Here is an 18,364-nt window from a genome sequence, read left to right on the forward strand (position 1 = left end):
GCGAGGTGAAAAATGAAGATACTCAAAATTTCCTTAATCTTATTACTAGCGTTAAGTATTGTGACAGGCTGTTGGAATAGACGTGAACTTAGTGAGTTGGTCATCGCCTTGGCCATTGGGCTGGATAAAACGGATGATGGCTTTCGGTTTACCGTCCAGTTGATCAATCCCACAGTTTCTTCAGAAGCGACAAAAAAGGGAGCAATCGGCTCAACGGTCCGTACGATTTCATCTGAAGGGGAGACGTTATTTTCAGCATGGAGAAAATTAACAAAGTCAACGCCGAGAAAAACATATTTTGCTCACGTGCAGCTTTTGGTCCTGCAGGAAGAGCTAGTGAAAGAAGACATATCGAAATTTTTAGACCCTCTAATAAGAGATCATGACTTCAGAACAGATTTCAACGTGATGATTGCTAAAGAAAATAGTGCAAGAGAGATCTTGACCACACTCACTTATCTCGAACCGATACCTGCGATGGCATTAAAATCCATGCTTGCTTCCTCAAATGAGAATCTCGGTACAGCTACGGTTTATGAATTTGATGAGGTCCTGGAAGATCTAAAAACCCAGGGTAAAGAACTGGTCATATCTGGAGTCAAGGTGAAGGGGGATGCTGAAGCAGGTTCTCAAGTCCCTAATACTGAAACCTCAGATCCAAAAACTTATCTCAAGCTTGATAATCTTGCAGTTTTTAAAGAGAGCAAAATTATCGGCTGGTTTAACGAAGATCAAAGTAAGGGATACAACTATACACAAGGCAGGATGAAAAGTACATCAGAACTATTGTCATGCCCGATGAATAAAGACGGAAATCTTACAGTGGAAATTATAAGATCAGAAGCCAATCTGACAGCTAAACTGGTCAACGATGTACCGAAAATCAAGATCGATGTAGAAGCAGAAGGGAATCTTGTGGATGTAGAGTGTGAACTTGATCCCTCGGATTTAAAGATATTAACAGAGATTGAAAAGGATTTAACCAAGAAGATAAAGTCAGAAATCAAGGATACGATCAAAGTATCTCAAGAGGAGTTCAAATCAGATACTCTTGGCTTCGGGAGTATCGTACATCGAAAAGAACCTTCATATTGGCGGAAAAATGAAGACAGATGGGCAGATTTGTTTCCTGAAATCGAATACGAAATTAAGGTATCTGCAAAAATGAGAAATACAGGCTCACTAGGGCAATCACTTAGTGAAAAGGGGGGATGACCATGGTCAATTTACTCATAATCCTCGTTATTTCGATACTGATGTTTTTCGTTGATTTCCGAGAATTAAAGAAAAACCGGAAAGAATTAATCGTCTATTCAGGTATTCTTGCATGCGGCATTGCCCTCTTTGCTGCCGATGCTTTTCACTTGGAAGTCCCCAATCCATTAAATGCTGTCATTTTTCTGTTCAAACCGATGACACAATGGCTAAACAGTTTGTTTAAATAGGACTAGGAGAGATAATATGGATCGTACTATTGAAAAGATATCACCTCAACAGTTCAGACTTTTAGTCCTTTTCTTTTCCATTGGCAGTTCCATTCTGTTAGTCCCTCCGGCTTTGATCCAGGCGAGTCAGCATGATGGATGGATATCAGGGCTCATTGGGGTGGCCTTTGGGGTGGGCATCATGCTATTGTATATCAGCTTAATGAAAGCCTATCCTGATGATTCGCTGTTTTCGATTTTCGAGAAATCATACGGAAAGATCCTGGGAAAGGCGCTTTCCTTCTTCTATTGTTTCTTCATTTTCTTTTTAACATGTGAAGTGGTAAGTAATTTAGGTGATTTTATGATAACTCAAGTCATGATTGAAACACCTAAGATGTATATTCATTTATTATTTTTGGTGCCGATCCTTTACGGGGTCAGCAAAGGTCTGGAAGTGATTGGAAGGTCTGCGCAAGTGATTTATCCTACCTTCCTGATATTATTGACGTTTTTAATCATTTTTTTGATTCCTGAAGGACAATTCAGAAACATCGAGCCTGTATTAGGAGAAGGGATAAAGCCTGTATTGAATGGTTCTCTATCCATATTGACGGTACCGTATCTGGAACTGTTCATTCTTTTGATGATCGCCCCGCATGTAAATGAGAAAAAGAAAGTAGGAAAGTCCTTTCTTATTGGAGGTTTATTGGGAGGATTAATCCTTGTATTCATTACATTCCTTATCCTTATTGTAATGGGGTATTCATTTTCTTCCCTTCTTCAATTCCCGACTTATGTACTGGCAAAGAAGATAAATATTGCTGACTTTTTACAAAGGGTGGAAGTGGTTGCTGCAGCGGTTTGGATCATCAGTCTATTTTTTAAGGTGGCCATCTGTTTTTATTCTTCAGTAATTGGGCTGGGAGAAGTATTCGGCCTGCAAAATAAAAAGATCCTCCTTTATCCGGTGGGGGTGAGTGTGTTGTATTTTTCAGTATACATCTATCCCAACACAGCGTTTTTTTCAATGTTTGTCACTGAGGTCATACTCTCATATTCCCTATTATTTGGTTTGGTCATTCCTTTAGGTACTCTTTTGATCATCATGTTAAAGAAAAAAAAGCCTGCACGGAAAGGGGCAGAAGGAAATGCAAACTGAGAAACAATCCATTTCCTCAAGACAACTTCACATCCTTGTCATCATGTTTACGTGCGGCAGTTCCATATTGTTAATTCCCCCGGCATTACTCCAGGCGAAAAATGATGGATGGATTTCAGGGCTTATTGGCTTAACGATTGGTATATTAATCGTCATGCTGTACATGAAAATGTCAAAAGTCCTAAAACACCGATCCATTTATGAGGCAAACGAACAAGTATATACAAAGTGGGTAGGGAAGTTTGTGAACGCTATTTACTTTCTATTCTTCTTTTTCCTAAGTGCACAAGTCCTTAGTAATATGGGGGATTTCGTTACACAGTCAATCATGATTGAAACCCCAAAGGAATATATTCATCTTCTGTTTCTATTCCCGATAGTTTACGGGGTGAAGCTAGGGATCGAGGTAATCTCACGTCTGGCGGAAACTATTTATCCTACCTTTATAATTCTATTTGTACTGTTTGTTCTGTTATTGATCCCTGATATTGAGTTGCTCCACTTTGAACCCATTGGTGCAGCGGGAATCAAAAACATCCTTCACTTTTCATTGCCATTTATTTCATTGCCTTTTTTGGAGTTTCTTGTTTTTCTTTTCATCATTCCCCATGTGAACCGAAAAGTTGATGTATCCAAAACAATAATTAGAGGTTCCTTAATAGGGGGCAGCTCATTAGTGGTATTAACTATTTTGGTTATTGGTGTTTTGGGAGTGGAGGTTGCTGCCATGGAGACCTACCCTACATTCTTATTGGCAAAGCAAATAAATATAGCAGATTTTTTGCAGAGATTGGAGGTACTCATCGCGGCAATCTGGATCATCAGCCTGTTTGTTAAACTGCTAATCACTTTTTATGTGAGCTGTGAATGTATTTGTTCTATTTTATCGGTTAAAAATGTAAATTTGATTGTTGTGCCTCTTGGAATCGTATTATGGTATTTAGGAAACATTGTCTATCCAAGTAGTGCTTACTTCGCAGAATACATCAGAATATCGGTATCCTATAAAATATTGTTCGGCATCGGAATCCCGGTGTTGACCCTTTTAGTCGAAATGATCAGAAGAAAGAAGATGGCATAAATCCTCCGGTAAAATAGAAAGACTTTTTTATCACCTTCCCTCATAAACAATAATAAGAGAGGCTGTCCAAATGTTTTATATTGGGGGAATACATATGTTCAAGGGATTCTTTATTCTGGTGATAGGAAGCATTCTTATAGGTATTGGGATCAATCTGTATTTTGTGCCCTATCATTTTCTCGATGGAGGCATGATCGGTATCGGGTTGATCTTTCATTATTGGTTCGGGTTCAAGCCTGGGCTGACAATCATCCTGTTGAGCATCCCTCTGTATGTGATTGCCTTTGTCAAAGATCGAACCCTTTTTTATAACAGTATACACGGGTTGTGGCTGTCTTCTTTCATGATCGACTTTTTTTATCAGTGGTATGATTCATATGTTCTCCCCCCTTTGTTTAGCGCTCTCGTGGGCGGCACATTGGTGGGATTGGGAATTGGACTGATGCTTAGAAGTGATTCAGCTACAGGAGGAACAGACTTAATGGCCCAGTTGATAAGTAAGAGCTTCGGTTTCAATGCGGGCAAATTGATTTTTGCAATAGACAGCATCGTTTTGCTGATAGGCTGGTCGATTATTGGTTTGGAATCATTTTTATATTCGTTGTTCGCGATAAGTACTGTAGGTTTTTTTACGACGATTTTGACGCATCATAAGGACAGTGATGGATATTCCTTTCGCTAAGTGATAAAAGCTGATAGAATAAAGAAGTTATCTGATTGTCCATATTGGATATTCATGATATTCTTAACGGAAATTCTTATGATACATAGCAATGAAAGTGGTGGAAGCCTTGGAACAGGATAAATCAACAGAACAATCAGTGACTCAGGAAGAAAATCAATCAAGCTATCTGAAAATAAAAAAATTCAAATTTGTAATGCTCCTCTTTTTTCTTGTATTTGCTACCGCTGGAATCACGACTTTCGCATTGGCATTCGGGGATGAGAAAGCAGTAAACGTCGGTGTCACCGAACGATCGGAGTTCAATAAGCTGTATGAAGCATACGATAAATTAAATGAAAAATATTATAAAGATCTGGACCAGGAAAAGTTGGTCAATGGAGCGATCAACGGCATGCTTGAGAGCGTCGGTGATCCATACTCCGATTATATGAATCAGGATGAAGCCAAAAAATTTCAGGAAAGCATTTCTTCTTCTTTTGAAGGAATCGGGGCCGAGATCCAAGAGAAGGAAGGATATATATCGATCGTATCCCCTATTAAAGGATCACCTGCTGAAAAAGCAGGCTTACAGCCAAACGATAAAATCCTGAAAGTGGATGGGGAAAGTATCCAGGGCATGTCGGTTACAGACGCAGTCCTTTTGATCAGAGGTGAGAAAGGAACGAAGGTAACTCTGACGATTCAGCGCCCAGGCCAAGAGAAGTCAATGGAAGTCACAATCACAAGAGATGAGATTCCGATTGAAACCGTCTACGCTGAAATGAAGGACAATGGGGTCGCTGAAATCCAGATTACAAGCTTCTCCGAAAACACATATAAAGAGTTGGTCAAAGCTTTGAATGAAATGCAGGATAAGGGCATGAAAAAGCTCTTACTGGATCTGAGACAAAACCCGGGAGGCCTGTTGGATCAGGCAATTCAGATTTCCAACCTGTTTGTACCGGAAGGGGAAGTACTCTTCCAGGTCGAAGACCATAATGGGGAAGTTGAGAAGTTTGTGTCTGAAGGCGGACAAAAAGTGAATGTACCAACAGCCATTCTGGTGGATGAGGGCAGTGCCAGCGCTTCAGAAATTTTAGCTGCTGCAGTAAGTGAATCCAACAATATCCCATTGGTCGGAACAAAAACCTTTGGGAAAGGGACCGTTCAAACAGCAGAGAATTTTGAGGACGGCTCCAATATGAAATTTACCACTGCGAAATGGCTGACGCCAAAAGGTAATTGGATTCATGAAAAAGGAATCACTCCTGATCATGAAGTGAAGATGCCTGATTACGCACAGCTTCCTTTCATCAATCCAGATAAAGAGCTTAAAGAAAGTGATATGTCCGATTCTGTGAAAGCCGCTGAACAGATGCTGAATGCTTTAGAATTGAATCCAGGAAATGTGGACGGCTACTTCGATGAAGATACGAAAAAGGCTGTACAGCAATTCCAGGAAAAGAATAAGCTTGAAGCCACAGGTATACTTAAAGGCGAGACAACGGTGAAACTTATGGACCAGCTCCGTCAAAAACTGAAAGAAAACGATCCTCAATTCAAAAAAGCCGTTGAGGTACTAAAATAATTCGTGAAATAACAAAAAAGATCTCAGGGATGACCCCTGAGATCTTTTTTGTTTTCCCTTTTACTTACTTGTATAGAAGAAATACATATGACCAACAATGATAATAAAGTTGGAGGTGATAATGATGTTTAGAAAATGGACGGTAATTCCGCTGATTTTGGTCTTGACATTCACAATATATGTAGTGATGAATGACTCCTCCGCACCTTCTGAAATAACTGAAATGCAAGAAGATGTAAGTGTGAAAAGTGCAGATGGAAATCAAGAAAGAACAGACTCCATTTTTCCTTTAAGTAATGCAGAGAAAGGAAAGCCCATCAATGTGCTCGTACTCGGCTCGGATCAACGGAAAAATGAGGCCGAAAGAGCGGATGTGTTAATGATTGCCCAATATGTTCCCAATGATACAACAATCAAACTCATTTCCATCATGAGGGACACATATGTAGAGATACCCGGTTATGGAAAGAGCAAAATAAATCATGCCTATGCATGGGGCGGCAATGATTTAGTAAAGAAAACGCTGCAGAAAAATTTCGATCTTGAGATAAATCACACCGTAAACCTCAATTTTCAAGATTTTATTGATATGGTGGGAATCATCTTCCCGGAAGGTGTTCAGGTTACTATTTCTGAAGGGATGATCAATCATTGGAAGTGGGCTAAAGATCCCGGCAAACAATTGCTTAAGGGAGAAGAAATCTTGCAATATGTCCGTTTCAGAGGGGACATATCAAGTGATTTCGGGAGGGTGGACAGGCAGCAGGAAATTATTGCTCTGGCTCAAAAAAATATCATGGCTCAAATAAAATCTGGAAAAGGTATCTCAACAGCAGTTGAATTGTTTCGTGAAGGCTTTGAAAAAGTTGATACAACTTTCTCGATTGATCAGGTAATGAAACACGGACTATCATTCATGTTTCATCCGATCGATACTGTTGAAACCATCCGGATACCTGTTGAAGGGAGTTACCAAAACGTATCAAAACCAGGGGCAGGAGAAGTGTTGGAAATGAATGAACATGCCAACCTTGATGCACTTAATGAGTTTATTCAATAAGTATTCACACCTTCATGATGGAGAAAAATCCGATGAGTCGAGATCCAGGTAGTTTTCAATTCGTTTCATTTTCCTTACAATCAACTGATATAAATATTTTTTGTATTTATCGTCTTCGGAATGATCATACTCATATTGAAGTATTTTCAGGTGTTCCAGGTGTTCCTGGAGAGTACGTTCGTCACTGTCGGATCCGCCGGATTGTACTTTTCTCAGAATCACATCTACCAGTTTATCATTTGTTGCTTCGATGGTTTTGGTCCCTTGGCGGACATAAATGGCCCCATATCGAAGCTCTCCTCTTGTTACGATAGAAGTATAGGGGACATACCTGGGATCATAGTCTATAATCAGCACTTGAAATCGTTTCATGCTTAAAAGGGGATGAATGTTCTCTGTAAAGAGAAAATCCTCGGTCCTATATCGTAAATACTTAGGGAGCAGATGCTGAAGTTTATTATCAACATCAGCTTTATCCAAAAACTCTTCTTCAGATAACCCTTTCAATTCAATGGATCCATCATCATATTGCATAACCCCGATTATAATACAGCCTCCTCCAGAATTGGAAATGGCCAATACATGCTTGGCAAGCTTGGAGACCTCGATCCAATCTGATTTGAAATCTACATAGTCAGTTTCTCCCGTATTATGGAGTAATAGATCTTTTAACGATTCATGGGAAGGATTCTTTAGAAAATCCCGCAGCTTTAACGGTACAATTTTTTCATAAAACAAAGGAAATCCCCGCCCTTCTATCTATTAGAATACAGCTTTCTTCTATTATATAACTTTCCGGTACACCCTTAGAACAATCAATCAAGGTTTGATATGTCATTGTATTTGCTTAAGGTTTTATATAGAATGAAGAAATGTAGATTGTAATATAGAGAGGATAGGAAATACAGATGAAAAAAGAAGTCTTTATATTATCAGGTTTTCTTGGAAGTGGAAAAACAACATTATTAAAACAAGTCCTTCAAACATTAAAAATAGAAAATAAAAAGCCGGCTGTTTTAATGAATGAACTTGGCAGTGTTTCGATTGACAGTGATGCAGTGGAAGAAGATACTGCAATGAGGGAGCTGCTGGACGGCTGTATCTGTTGTACAATATCAGATAAGCTTGAGGCCCAATTACAAGGGCTGTTAGTCAACGAACAATTTGACGTACTCATCATCGAAACGACAGGGGCGGCACACCCTGTAGAAGTAGTGGATTCAATTCTTTCACCATTGTTTGCAGATAAATTTGATTTCAAAGGAATCATTACTGTCGTGGATGGAAAGCAGTGGAAGAACCGGTCACAATTCAGTCCGTCAGTGTTGCATCTGATGAGAGAACAGATCCGGCATGCTCAATTTATCATCGCGAATAAAATAGATCTGCTGACTGAAATGGAACAAGGTATGTTCATATATGAATTACAGCAGTTGAACCTGAAAGCGAAAGTCTTTTTAACGAATCACGCGAAAGTATCAATGACTGATATCTTTGCAACAAAAACGATAAAAGAAATAGATGAATTTGATAAAGCCACAATAGGGCAGCACCTTTCACTTCAGGCGGTGGTATATACGTTTAAAGGCGAGGTTGATGGTGAAGTATTCGAAAATTGGGTAAAACAACAGCCGGACACGATTTACAGAATGAAAGGGTACATCCCGCTCAAAGGCAAAAAGTATCCTACGATGTTTCAATATTCATATGGAATGCCTTTATTCATGCAGGCTGATATGAAATATAAGACTAACTTTGTCATAATCGGTGAAGGGATACATAAAACAAATATGATACGATCACTTGAAGAGATCGATCATTCATAAGGTCGCGGGGTGTGAGCATGGTATTTCTGCTGATTAGTTTAGAACTGATTTTGTTTTTGGCCGGATTATCCGGTTTATTCATTTATGAGACTACATTTCAATTGAGTATCTTTTTATCGCTGCTTACCATCAGCATTTTATTATTTATTTTAACGGTATACTACTATCAAAGAAAAAAAGAAAAAAGAGCAAAATCAACAAATGACTGCTGGGATTGGCCGTTCTATATGCCTGATTGTCTGCCATCTTCCGGTGCAGGAAAGAAATCCCTGGATTGTGATTCGTTTGATTGCGGCCCTGACTGCACTCCTTAGGAGGATTCCATGAAATTATTCATTCCCCTTTCTTTCATGCCTTGTCACCGGATACCCGAGCGCTCTTTTATTGTAGGCAATTATCAATTTCCTTTGTGTTTCCGCTGTATGGGCATCGTGACAGGGATTTTTATCGGCATCATTATTAATTGGTTTTATTTTATTTCTGTGTACACCTTAGCAAGCGGGGGACTTTTAATGATTCCGATGATTATTGATGGATATACTCAAATGAAGAGGTGGCGGTTGAGTAATAATCCTTTGCGACTCACAACAGGCATGATGTTTGGCTGGGGTCTTGCGATTGGAATCGTGTATTTGTCACGTAAGATCATTTATTTGATTTTAAGTGTATGATCTATAATCACCCCGGCAGAATAAAAGGGCTAACCTGAAATTGGTTAACCCTTTCACCTTAACTTTTACTTTCTCCGAATTTTTTGAATGTCATTTCATCTTCTACAAGTCCGCATGCAGCACATTGCACTTTCAGCTCTGGACCATTATAGGCTAGGTGAAAAGGGTCAAGGGTCCCTTCTTCATACTGCTGGACAACTTGTCCTGACTGAGGATCTAATTTCACACTTTGCGGAACTTGCTGAATGATGTTAAACCTGGTCCGGTTCGTTCTGCAATTAGGACAACGATATGGTGTAGTCATAATAACAATCACCTTTCTTTGTTTTTCTCTAGTATGCTCCGCTGAATAATAAATATGTGAAGGAGGATTACGATGTGTACCAATACATATCAATCTCTGCTTGAAGAATATCAAACGATCTGGAAAAATCGGATATTGCTTTCAGAAAATAAGTCCGCAGAAGAGATTCTAAAGGGAACCATCAAGCGGGAGCTGCTCGACGAAAACAGTCATCCGCGTGCCAGGAAGCCTATCCGAGACAAATACATATCAGCCTCCAAACGAATCATTGAGTCCGATTTATCTTCTGATACGAAAATCGAATTGCTCCGGATACATATAGAATTGCTCGAACATCTAAAAGAAAAGAAGTAGGGAATCACCAATCCATTACTTTACATTCAGATTATTTTGTTTCTAAGCTTTTTCCTTTTCTTTATACCCTTGAAGGTATATAATTCAACATAGATTATTGAAAAGGATGATATAGTATGCTGTTTATTACATTACTACCTTTAAGTGTACTTTTATATATGATGTACTATCGCTATGCACCGGTTCGTGTAAAAAGACTGAGTGATAAGGAAGTGGGCGGTTCTCACATTGTCATAGATGTCCGGGATTATCAGGATTCATACAAATCAAACTGCGATCAATCCATAGCCATTCCATGTGGATACTTAAAACGATATTCCCATGAAATTCCCAAAGGACCGATTGTCGTAATTGGAAGTTCTTCTGTCGAGTGCAATGTGGGTGTAAGACAATTAAAAGGTTTAGGTTTCAACGTTGTGGGTTATATAAGTGTGATAAGAGATGAACCATGCAAAGAAAGCTATTCCATGGGTTAAATTACCCTGATTTATGACACCAACTTGTAATATCCGTTACAAAAAGTCCTGCTTTTTAAGGGTGTCAACATTCTTTTTTCGGTAAAATTTAGTTATATGAGACAAAATATTCTTTTGACGGAAATGTAAGTAAATGAAGCAAATCCTTTATTTATCTGAGATTGCCAACTTGCTAGATAAATTGATTTTCAAAACTGAACAATTTCAAGCAAGTTACCATTTCCTCCCGTAAATGTAACAAAAAAAGGGTGTTATGATGAATGTGCAGCAAGAAAACAACACATTCACTAAGGAGGAATTCATCTCTATGAATAAGAAAAAAATGTTATCAGCAGCAACAGCATTAACATTATTAGCATCGCCGCTAGCAGCAGGAAGTGCTGACGCTGCAAGTCCAGAGCAAGTAAAAACAAAGGTACAAACTCTTCAATTAAATGGTAATCAAGAAGATTTAAATAAATATATCCAAGACATTCTATCAAAATATAACGTGAATGGTCAGAATTTCAATATTCAAGATTGCTTGAAAGGCCAAGCACCTCAACCACAGGAAGCACCAAAAGCTGAAGCTCCAGCTCCAGCACCTGAACAACAGGCACCAAAAGCTGAGGCCCCTGCACCTGAACAACAAGCACCTGAAGCAGAAGCACCTGCTCCTGCACAGCCTCAAGAACAACAGGCACAGCCTCAAGCTCAAGAACAAAAACAGCAAGCAGAACCTGCAGCTGAAACTGGTGAATTAAGCCAATATGAGCAAAAAGTTGTAGAATTAACAAATCAAGAACGTGCGAAACAAGGATTGCCGGCTCTTAAAGTAGATGCTGAGTTAAGTAAAGTTGCAAAAGCAAAATCAAAAGACATGCAACAAAATAATTACTTCTCTCATGACAGCCCAACATACGGTTCTCCATTTGATATGATGAAGCAATTTGGCGTAGAATATTCTTCAGCAGGTGAAAATATTGCCATGGGTCAGCCTACTCCGGAAGAAGTAGTACAAGCTTGGATGAACAGTGACGGCCACCGTAAAAACATCTTAAGCTCAAACTACACTCACATCGGTGTAGGATATGTTGAAGATGGCCACTATTGGACACAGCAATTCATTTCAAAATAAGACATGATATACCGAGCAGCCCCTATAAAGGGGCTGCTTTTTCTTTTTTATGTAAAATAATCAGGCAGCTTATATTTGCATTTCACTGAAATGATTCTTAGTATGGTAATATAAAGATTTTGTGGAGTGGATTTCGGTGAACAAAGAAAAATCAGTTCTGATAACAGGCGGTGCTAAAGGATTAGGAAGCCGCACAGCGATTCAATTTTCAAAGAACGGATATAAAGTATTCATTAACTATAGAAATGATGAACCCCATGCAAATGACTTCGTCCAGTATTTACGTGATACATACCATAATGAAGTATTTGCGATCAAAGGCGATGTATCAATTCCTGCCGATTGTGAAAGGATCGCTGAAGAAATAAACGAAAAAAGTGATGGAATTGATATTCTGATCCATAATGCTGGACCTTATGTAAAAGAAAGAAAAACATTTGATGAATATTCACCTGAAGAATGGAATTACATAGTAAATGGTAATCTAAACAGCGTATTTTATTTAACACGATTAATGATTCCAAAAATGAGGGAAAGGAATTGGGGCAGAATCATCACATTTGGCTATGACCGTGTGGAAACCTCCCCGGGCTGGATATACCGTTCTGCTTTTGCCGCTGCAAAGGCCGGGCTTACCTCATTCACAAAAACAATTTCGATCGAGGAAGCCCGGAATGGGATCACAGCCAACATGGTTTGTCCCGGTGATATAGTAGGTGAATGGAAAGAAGATATAATCGAACATGCAAAAAAGAGAAAGGATCCTTCCACTCCTGTCGGTCGTCCCGGAACCGGAGAAGACTTGGCAAGGGTCATAGAATTTCTCTGCAGGGAAGAATCTGATTTTATTACAGGGACGGTCATCCCGGTGACTGGCGGCAAGGATGTCCTGGGGAAAATATTCCACAAATGATACGAAAAGAGATCCGCTCAGGTTAGAGCGGATCTCTTTTGTCATGCTTTCATTTCTCTTATATAGCCTTTCTTGAATTTCTTTTGAATAAGAAGCAATCTGCCTGAAAGGGTAAGAGCTCCCGCTGTCAAACCTGAAGTAAGACCAAGCCAATAGCCATATGGACCGAAATCCGTGTAATTCGCCAATAGATAACCTAAAGGAAGTCCGATCACCCAATAGGAAATCAAGGCCATGATAAAGGTGATATTCACATCTTTATAACCGCGCAGAGCTCCCTGGACAGGTGCCTGTATCGCATCGGAAAGCTGAAAGAATACAGCATATAACAGGAAATGTCCAATCAGTTCAAGAACGTACGGATCATCCGTATATAAATACGAAATTTCAATGCGGAAGACATATAAAATCACACCATATAATACAGCCAGGACAAGGGCAATGGCAACGCCCATCCAACTGTATGCTTTAGCATCTTTGAGTCTTTTTGCCCCTACTTCAAAGCCTACGACAATCGTCAGGGCCATTGAGATGCTTAAAGGAATCATATATAAAAATGATGCAAAATTGAGTGCAGCCTGATGAGCGGCAATGACTGCAGTTTTATATTCACTCATCAGCAATGTAACCGCAGAAAAGATACTCACTTCAAAAAATATGGATAAACCGATGGGGACACCGATTTTAAAGATTTCTTTCCATGTACTTAATTTAGGCTTTTGCAAAGATTTAAAAATGAAGAATTCCTGAAAAGGACTTTTCGTGTGGATCACCCAGAATGCAATGATCGTGATGACCCAATAAGTTATCGCAGAAGCGTAACCTGCCCCGACACCTCCGAATGCAGGCATACCCAGCTTCCCAAAAATAAAAACATAATTTAAACACACATTTACAGGGAGGGATAATAAGGTGATGAACATGGTCACTCTTGTTAACCCCAAAGCATCTATGAATGACCTCAATACATTATAGATGAACAAGGGGATCATTCCTATTGATAATGCAATCAAATACTCTTTTGCCACCCGGTGCACGTTTTTTTCAAGGTTCATGCCGCCCAAGATGGGTTCAAGTACGATTATTCCAATTGCGATAACGATGATTGACAGAAAGATGGCAGCATAAACTCCCTGAAAAACCGTATGGGGTACTTCCTTCTTTTTGCCACCGCCAATTAACTGGGCGACGATCGGGGTTACGGCAAGCAGAATACCGCTCAGACCAGTAAAGACCGGTACCCAAAGCGAAGATCCAATTGCGACTCCAGCCAGGTCGGTCGGAGAGAATTGCCCTGACATGATCGTATCGAAGAAGTTCATGGCAAACATGCCAAGCTGAGTAACCAGAATAGGGATTAAAATGATAGAAAGCTGTCCCAGCTTTCCTTTTATGTTATAGGTCTGTTTCATAGGTCTGACTCCTTATTTACGTTTGCTTCAATTTAAAATAAAATGAATGCCTCATGTATCATTAAATACACTACCATACTGTACCATAATTATCAGAAAGTAAGTAACGTAAAATTTCCTGGTGTAATCACTTTTTATTGGGGAATTAAAAGAAAGAAGAATTCATTGTTCTATCATGGGGGCATTTTTGATAAAGTGTATATTGATAGTTAAAATGAAACCTACAATGACAAGATAGGAGTACATATACATGAACAAACATATATTATTTACGGGCGGCGGATCGGCCGGACACGTTACAGTGAACACAGCATTGATTCCTCATTTTGAAAAAGAAGGCTGGGGAGTGACCTATATAGGGTCGGAAGATGGGATTGAGAAAGAAATCATAACGGATCAGTTCCCTCATATCCCATACGAAAGTATAGCAAGCGGTAAGCTGAGACGTTATTTCTCTTGGAAGAATTTCACCGATCCTTTCAGGGTGATGAAAGGAGTAATCGAGGCTTTATCCGTTATCCGTAAGACAAAACCGGATATAATATTTTCTAAAGGCGGTTTTGTATCTGTGCCTGTCGTGATGGCTGCTAAAATGGCGAAAGTGCCTGTTGCAATCCATGAATCGGATGTCACACCAGGTTTAGCCAATAAATTGGCAGTTCCTTTCGCAACCAAAATATTTACGACCTTCCCTGAAACAGTAAAGACACTTCCGGAAGAAAAATCTCTTTGTGCCGGGGCCATCATTCGTGAAGAATTATTCAAAGGTGATGCGTCAGAAGGAAAAAGACTGTCAGGGTTTTACGAAGAGAAGCCTGTCCTAATGATCATGGGAGGAAGTCTTGGGGCAAGAAAGATCAATGAAGCTGTAAGAGGAAACCTTGATGATCTTTTAGCACTATTCCAAATCATCCATATTTGCGGTAAAGGGAATATAGAAGATCGATATACGCAAAAAGGATATAAGCAATATGAATTTATAAAAGCGGATCTCCCTCATTTTCTAGCTATGACCAATTATGTCATTTCACGTGCGGGGTCAAACTCCATTTTCGAATTTCTGGCATTGAAGAAGCCTATGCTGCTCATCCCGCTTTCAAGAGAAGCAAGCAGGGGCGATCAAATCTTGAATGCCGACTCTTTTGTAAAGCATGGGTATGCAATAAAACTGGAAGAGGAAGAACTAACGAAGGAAAGCTTCCTGAATAAAGTGAATGAGCTGAAAGGAAGCGGGGAGACGATTCTTTCAAACATGAGAAATGGTCAAAAGGCGTATACTATAAAGGATATGTATCAAGAGCTTGCGGCCATGGCAAAAGAATAACTGAATATCCCCTTCGCCGCATATAGTGTAGAAACAGGTGAAGGGGAGAGGATCGGATGGCTTATCAATATTCAAAAGGATGGTATATTCAAGAGCTGAAAAAAATGGGATTCAATTATCATCCAGTAGAGAAACGCAAGCTTGAAAACTACAAAACCTTTGTTGTAAGAAATCTTTACTTTGAAAAATTAAATAAAAAGAAATAGTGAAAAATCCGGCTTGTATGGTTGCAGTGAGATCATAGAGCCGGATTTTTTATAATGGACGCTGTAACCGAATGGCCCTCTCCAATAAAAAATCGACTGCCGAAAATGGCAATCGATTGATGGGCTTATCTTATTTAGAGCCGTTTTAAGCTTCCATTGCCTGCTCTTCCTGTTCCTCGGCTGTCTGATACAGATAAAGCGTGTATAAATCCTTCGGAATTTCGTAAAGATCATATACTTCCTCTACAGCATTTAACTGCTCATAAATCGCTTTTCTTGTTTCATTGGCACATACGACGTATGGCAATTTCTGTGCTGCTTTCAGAGAACGTGTGTTGATTTTACGAATCCTCATGAAAATGGTTTCCATGCCAAGTTCATAAAAAAGTTCATGGAAAAATGCATCTTTAGCCGGCTTATTATATCCTTTGCCATGAAAAGGTTTACCGATCCAGGTGCCTAGAAAGCCTGCATTTTCCTGGATATCGAATAAATTGATGGTACCTATGGCGTTACCCCATTCATCAATAATGGTACGGGAGATCAGCTCTCCTCTTTCTTCTGCTTCGATCGTTTGCTTTGTTAGGAAAAGAAACTCATCGTACGAGTTTGCTTTTTGACGCACAAAAGGGAAGACATCCGGGTGCACCATCAGGTCATAAAGAGTATGACACTCATGTAAATCACGTTTCTTGATCATAGTAGACCCTCCTTGAGGGCAGTCTTCATGCGTACGAATCCACCCTCGAAATTTTTAAAAGTTAACTAAAAAATTTCGGGGTGGGAATCGAACCCACTAAGACCAGTCAAGAAACTGGTGGCGCACCTTTTGCCTTCCCTCCATTACAATCGCTCTATTATAAATAGATCGCGCGTAAGAACAATGTAATCGGAAATATATATCCTTCTGTATCATATATGAATTTTTATAAAAAGGGAATAGGGAAAAAGATTAATTTCGCTAAAATTTTATACCAAATTTCTACAAATTCTGATAGACGATCTCACCATTTACAAACGTTATGGAAGGCTTGGCCATAAAGTGGAATGGATGATGGCTCCATAAGACCAAGTCCGCATCTTTCCCTGCTTCGAGAGAGCCGATTCGATCGTCCACTCCAAGGTTTCTGGCTGGCAGAATCGTAATTCCTTCCAATGCCTTCTGCTCTTCAAGACCTTCACGGACGGCAATTGCAGCACACATATTCAGATACTGAATCGGAGTGTATGGGTGATCGGTGGTAATAGACACTTCCACGCCTGCTTCTGTCAATTTTTGATAGGTGATCCAGCTTTTGTTTTTCAGTTCTACTTTTGAACGGCGAGTAAACGTCGGGCCGACGGATACCATTAATTTCTTCCCATTAAATTCATTGGCAATAAGATGCCCTTCTGTACAATGCTCGATTCGCAAATCCAGATTGAACTCTTCTGCAAAGCGGATGGCTGAAAGGATATCATCTGCACGGTGAGCGTGAATCCTTACCGGAATCTCCCTTTTCAAAGCGGAAACCAATGGAGCTACTCTCAATTCTTCAGGCTGGTCACAATACTTAGCTGAGAAAAATGCTTCGCGCAGCATTCCCATGATTCCCATCCTTGTAATCGAGTCATTATTTCCATTGCTGTGAATGCGTTTGGGGTTCTCTCCCAATGCCAATTTCAACCCGGATGTTTCCTTGATCATCATGGAGCGGATGGAGGAGCCATGGGTCTTGATGACGGATGTGGTCCCCCCGATCACATTGGCACTTCCCGGCATTACATTCACTGCAGTCACCCCATATTTAAGTGAATCAGTAAAACCGGGGTCAAGAGGATAAACCCCGTCGAACGCACGGATATGAGGGGTCATCGGTTCAATCGTTTCGTTTGCATCATTCCCGGCCCAGCCCGTTCCTTCATCATATAATCCCAAGTGGGTGTGAGCATCGATGAATCCAGGGAAAAGATACTTACCACGGCAATCAATCACTCTGATATTAGGCGGAGCATCGACTTTATGGTTATAAATTTGCTTGATCTTCCCGTCTGTAATAAAGACTGAACCATTTGGGATAGGTGGTGAAGTGATCGGATAGATGGCGGCATTTATTAGAAGTATCGAATTCATAGTAAATCCTTTCATTTTACTCGTTAGTTTATTACTTCTATTTTAATCATTTTCCTGTAAAAAAAGAAGTCAAGCTTGCTTTTTATTTCGAAAATAAGAGAACATCAGAAACATACAAGTTGCAGAAATCGCAATGATGCTTAGAGGCTTTATGTATCTGACCGCGATGACCTCTATATGTTCCCAATGGGTTCCAAGCTCCATCCCGATGACCATGAATAACAGTGTCCATGGTAGCATGGCTGCAAACGTATAAAGTGTGAACGCAGTAAAGGACATTCGGCTGATCCCCGCCGGGATACTGATGGCGTGACGTACGATCGGTATGAATCGTGCCGTGAAAACGACGATCGTACCGTACCGGTCAAACCAAGATTCTGCTGATTCGATATGTTTTTCAGAAATGAATAAATACTTCCCGTATTTCTTGAAAAAAGGCCGCCCTCCATAATATCCAAGCCAATATAGAAAAAGTTGAGCGGCAGTGCCGCCAATTACTCCTCCAAGAAAAGCCCCGATAAAGGAGAGTTTCCCCGAGCTGACCATGAAACCGGCATAGCTTAACACCAGCTCGCTTGGAATGATCTCGATCATCAGTGCCAGGGCTATACCTATATACCCCAAATCCGTCAGTACCGTCAATATTGTGACTAACCATTCGTGATTCAT

At 39.9% G+C, this 18,364-nt stretch carries 22 protein-coding genes; 16 read left to right on the plus strand and 6 right to left on the minus strand.

The features are described from left to right. Positions 1-12 precede the first annotated feature (12 nt). The 7 genes from ACXAFV_RS12895 to ACXAFV_RS12925 all read left to right on the plus strand — a co-directional run bounded on the left by ACXAFV_RS12895 (position 13) and on the right by ACXAFV_RS12925 (position 6,979). Positions 13-1,215, plus strand: coding sequence for a Ger(x)C family spore germination protein (locus ACXAFV_RS12895; protein ID WP_475127016.1), 1,203 nt, complete (start codon positions 13-15; stop codon positions 1,213-1,215). Between the two features lie 2 nt (positions 1,216-1,217). Further along, positions 1,218-1,445, plus strand: a complete 228-nt coding sequence (locus ACXAFV_RS12900; protein ID WP_475127017.1) for a hypothetical protein — start codon at positions 1,218-1,220, stop codon at positions 1,443-1,445. Between the two features lie 16 nt (positions 1,446-1,461). After that, positions 1,462-2,586 carry a GerAB/ArcD/ProY family transporter gene (locus tag ACXAFV_RS12905; RefSeq protein ID WP_475127019.1) on the plus strand — a complete coding sequence of 375 codons (1,125 nt, stop codon included), beginning with the start codon at positions 1,462-1,464 and terminating at the stop codon, positions 2,584-2,586. Beyond that, entirely contained in the window at positions 2,576-3,667 is a 1,092-nt protein-coding gene (locus ACXAFV_RS12910; protein ID WP_475127020.1) for a GerAB/ArcD/ProY family transporter, read from the plus strand. The genes ACXAFV_RS12905 and ACXAFV_RS12910 overlap by 11 nt, the downstream gene beginning before the upstream one ends. Positions 3,668-3,761: 94 nt before the next feature. Beyond that, positions 3,762-4,349, plus strand: coding sequence for a YitT family protein (locus tag ACXAFV_RS12915; protein ID WP_475127021.1), 588 nt, complete (start codon positions 3,762-3,764; stop codon positions 4,347-4,349). A 91-nt stretch (positions 4,350-4,440) separates the two neighbouring features. Continuing rightward, entirely contained in the window at positions 4,441-5,919 is a 1,479-nt protein-coding gene (locus ACXAFV_RS12920) for a lmo1851 family serine protease (protein WP_475127022.1), read from the plus strand. A 124-nt stretch (positions 5,920-6,043) separates the two neighbouring features. Continuing rightward, positions 6,044-6,979, plus strand: a complete 936-nt coding sequence (locus ACXAFV_RS12925; RefSeq protein ID WP_475127023.1) for an LCP family protein — start codon at positions 6,044-6,046, stop codon at positions 6,977-6,979. Positions 6,980-6,991: 12 nt separating this feature from the next. Here ACXAFV_RS12925 and ACXAFV_RS12930 read toward each other — a convergent pair whose 3' ends face one another. Beyond that, a complete protein-coding gene (locus ACXAFV_RS12930) occupies positions 6,992-7,717 on the minus strand; it encodes an AlbA family DNA-binding domain-containing protein (RefSeq protein ID WP_475127025.1) in 726 nt (241 codons plus the stop codon). A gap of 170 nt (positions 7,718-7,887) precedes the next feature. Between ACXAFV_RS12930 and ACXAFV_RS12935 the strand changes: the two genes are divergently transcribed. Genes ACXAFV_RS12935 through ACXAFV_RS12945 form a run of 3 tightly spaced genes read left to right on the plus strand, consistent with a single transcriptional unit; the run spans position 7,888 to position 9,476 of the window. Beyond that, positions 7,888-8,805: a CobW family GTP-binding protein gene (locus ACXAFV_RS12935; protein WP_475127026.1), complete on the plus strand. Its 918-nt coding sequence runs from the start codon at positions 7,888-7,890 to the stop codon at positions 8,803-8,805. Positions 8,806-8,816: 11 nt separating this feature from the next. Continuing rightward, on the plus strand, positions 8,817-9,119 hold the full coding sequence (locus tag ACXAFV_RS12940; protein WP_475127027.1) for a hypothetical protein: 303 nt from the start codon (positions 8,817-8,819) through the stop codon (positions 9,117-9,119). A gap of 9 nt (positions 9,120-9,128) precedes the next feature. Next, on the plus strand, positions 9,129-9,476 hold the full coding sequence (locus ACXAFV_RS12945) for a DUF2085 domain-containing protein (RefSeq protein ID WP_475127028.1): 348 nt from the start codon (positions 9,129-9,131) through the stop codon (positions 9,474-9,476). A gap of 58 nt (positions 9,477-9,534) precedes the next feature. Here the strand turns inward: ACXAFV_RS12945 and ACXAFV_RS12950 are convergent, their stop codons facing one another. Beyond that, a complete protein-coding gene (locus tag ACXAFV_RS12950) occupies positions 9,535-9,780 on the minus strand; it encodes a DNA alkylation repair protein (RefSeq protein ID WP_475127029.1) in 246 nt (81 codons plus the stop codon). A gap of 72 nt (positions 9,781-9,852) precedes the next feature. On the opposite strand from ACXAFV_RS12950, the gene ACXAFV_RS12955 reads away from it, so the two are divergent. The 4 genes from ACXAFV_RS12955 (at position 9,853) to ACXAFV_RS12970 (ending at position 12,640) form a co-directional block, all read left to right on the plus strand. Next, positions 9,853-10,134, plus strand: coding sequence for a hypothetical protein (locus ACXAFV_RS12955; RefSeq protein WP_475127031.1), 282 nt, complete (start codon positions 9,853-9,855; stop codon positions 10,132-10,134). A gap of 116 nt (positions 10,135-10,250) precedes the next feature. After that, positions 10,251-10,610: a hypothetical protein gene (locus ACXAFV_RS12960; protein WP_475127033.1), complete on the plus strand. Its 360-nt coding sequence runs from the start codon at positions 10,251-10,253 to the stop codon at positions 10,608-10,610. A 307-nt stretch (positions 10,611-10,917) separates the two neighbouring features. Then, entirely contained in the window at positions 10,918-11,727 is an 810-nt protein-coding gene (locus ACXAFV_RS12965) for a CAP domain-containing protein (protein ID WP_475127034.1), read from the plus strand. 136 nt (positions 11,728-11,863) lie between these two features. After that, positions 11,864-12,640, plus strand: a complete 777-nt coding sequence (locus tag ACXAFV_RS12970; RefSeq protein WP_475127036.1) for an SDR family oxidoreductase — start codon at positions 11,864-11,866, stop codon at positions 12,638-12,640. Positions 12,641-12,681: 41 nt separating this feature from the next. Here the strand turns inward: ACXAFV_RS12970 and ACXAFV_RS12975 are convergent, their stop codons facing one another. Beyond that, positions 12,682-14,052, minus strand: coding sequence for an MATE family efflux transporter (locus tag ACXAFV_RS12975; RefSeq protein ID WP_475127037.1), 1,371 nt, complete (start codon positions 14,050-14,052; stop codon positions 12,682-12,684). Between the two features lie 250 nt (positions 14,053-14,302). On the opposite strand from ACXAFV_RS12975, the gene ACXAFV_RS12980 reads away from it, so the two are divergent. Both ACXAFV_RS12980 and ACXAFV_RS12985 read left to right on the plus strand, forming a co-directional pair. Then, the gene (locus tag ACXAFV_RS12980; protein ID WP_475127039.1) at positions 14,303-15,376 is read left to right on the plus strand and encodes an undecaprenyldiphospho-muramoylpentapeptide beta-N-acetylglucosaminyltransferase; all 1,074 of its coding nucleotides are present in this window, start codon (positions 14,303-14,305) and stop codon (positions 15,374-15,376) included. Between the two features lie 56 nt (positions 15,377-15,432). Beyond that, complete coding sequence (locus tag ACXAFV_RS12985) at positions 15,433-15,582, plus strand: DUF2639 domain-containing protein (RefSeq protein WP_175991323.1); 150 nt, start codon at positions 15,433-15,435, stop codon at positions 15,580-15,582. A 145-nt stretch (positions 15,583-15,727) separates the two neighbouring features. Here the strand turns inward: ACXAFV_RS12985 and ACXAFV_RS12990 are convergent, their stop codons facing one another. The 3 genes from ACXAFV_RS12990 to uptA all read right to left on the minus strand — a co-directional run bounded on the left by ACXAFV_RS12990 (position 15,728) and on the right by uptA (position 18,364). After that, positions 15,728-16,282: a GNAT family N-acetyltransferase gene (locus tag ACXAFV_RS12990; RefSeq protein WP_475127040.1), complete on the minus strand. Its 555-nt coding sequence runs from the start codon at positions 16,280-16,282 to the stop codon at positions 15,728-15,730. A 282-nt stretch (positions 16,283-16,564) separates the two neighbouring features. After that, entirely contained in the window at positions 16,565-17,695 is a 1,131-nt protein-coding gene (locus ACXAFV_RS12995) for an amidohydrolase (protein ID WP_475127042.1), read from the minus strand. A 69-nt stretch (positions 17,696-17,764) separates the two neighbouring features. Beyond that, complete coding sequence (uptA, locus tag ACXAFV_RS13000) at positions 17,765-18,364, minus strand: undecaprenyl phosphate transporter UptA (protein ID WP_475127044.1); 600 nt, start codon at positions 18,362-18,364, stop codon at positions 17,765-17,767.

The organism is Rossellomorea sp. ABR4_012, assembly GCF_056159545.1.

Bases quoted from the DNA above. Each gene is read 5' to 3' on its own strand.
- ACXAFV_RS12990 (WP_475127040.1), bottom strand. From the start codon at position 16,282: ATGATCAAGAAACGTGATTTACATGAGTGTCATACTCTTTATGACCTG.
- ACXAFV_RS12955 (WP_475127031.1), top strand. From the start codon at position 9,853: ATGTGTACCAATACATATCAATCTCTGCTTGAAGAATATCAAACGATC.
- ACXAFV_RS12900 (WP_475127017.1), top strand. From the start codon at position 1,218: ATGGTCAATTTACTCATAATCCTCGTTATTTCGATACTGATGTTTTTC.
- ACXAFV_RS12935 (WP_475127026.1), top strand. From the start codon at position 7,888: ATGAAAAAAGAAGTCTTTATATTATCAGGTTTTCTTGGAAGTGGAAAA.
- ACXAFV_RS12995 (WP_475127042.1), bottom strand. From the start codon at position 17,695: ATGAATTCGATACTTCTAATAAATGCCGCCATCTATCCGATCACTTCA.
- ACXAFV_RS12905 (WP_475127019.1), top strand. From the start codon at position 1,462: ATGGATCGTACTATTGAAAAGATATCACCTCAACAGTTCAGACTTTTA.
- ACXAFV_RS12925 (WP_475127023.1), top strand. From the start codon at position 6,044: ATGTTTAGAAAATGGACGGTAATTCCGCTGATTTTGGTCTTGACATTC.
- ACXAFV_RS12965 (WP_475127034.1), top strand. From the start codon at position 10,918: ATGAATAAGAAAAAAATGTTATCAGCAGCAACAGCATTAACATTATTA.
- ACXAFV_RS12920 (WP_475127022.1), top strand. From the start codon at position 4,441: ATGAAAGTGGTGGAAGCCTTGGAACAGGATAAATCAACAGAACAATCA.
- ACXAFV_RS12975 (WP_475127037.1), bottom strand. From the start codon at position 14,052: ATGAAACAGACCTATAACATAAAAGGAAAGCTGGGACAGCTTTCTATC.
- ACXAFV_RS12945 (WP_475127028.1), top strand. From the start codon at position 9,129: ATGAAATTATTCATTCCCCTTTCTTTCATGCCTTGTCACCGGATACCC.
- ACXAFV_RS12985 (WP_175991323.1), top strand. From the start codon at position 15,433: ATGGCTTATCAATATTCAAAAGGATGGTATATTCAAGAGCTGAAAAAA.
- ACXAFV_RS12960 (WP_475127033.1), top strand. From the start codon at position 10,251: ATGCTGTTTATTACATTACTACCTTTAAGTGTACTTTTATATATGATG.
- ACXAFV_RS12915 (WP_475127021.1), top strand. From the start codon at position 3,762: ATGTTCAAGGGATTCTTTATTCTGGTGATAGGAAGCATTCTTATAGGT.
- uptA (WP_475127044.1), bottom strand. From the start codon at position 18,364: ATGAATCACGAATGGTTAGTCACAATATTGACGGTACTGACGGATTTG.
- ACXAFV_RS12950 (WP_475127029.1), bottom strand. From the start codon at position 9,780: ATGACTACACCATATCGTTGTCCTAATTGCAGAACGAACCGGACCAGG.
- ACXAFV_RS12895 (WP_475127016.1), top strand. From the start codon at position 13: ATGAAGATACTCAAAATTTCCTTAATCTTATTACTAGCGTTAAGTATT.
- ACXAFV_RS12910 (WP_475127020.1), top strand. From the start codon at position 2,576: ATGCAAACTGAGAAACAATCCATTTCCTCAAGACAACTTCACATCCTT.
- ACXAFV_RS12980 (WP_475127039.1), top strand. From the start codon at position 14,303: ATGAACAAACATATATTATTTACGGGCGGCGGATCGGCCGGACACGTT.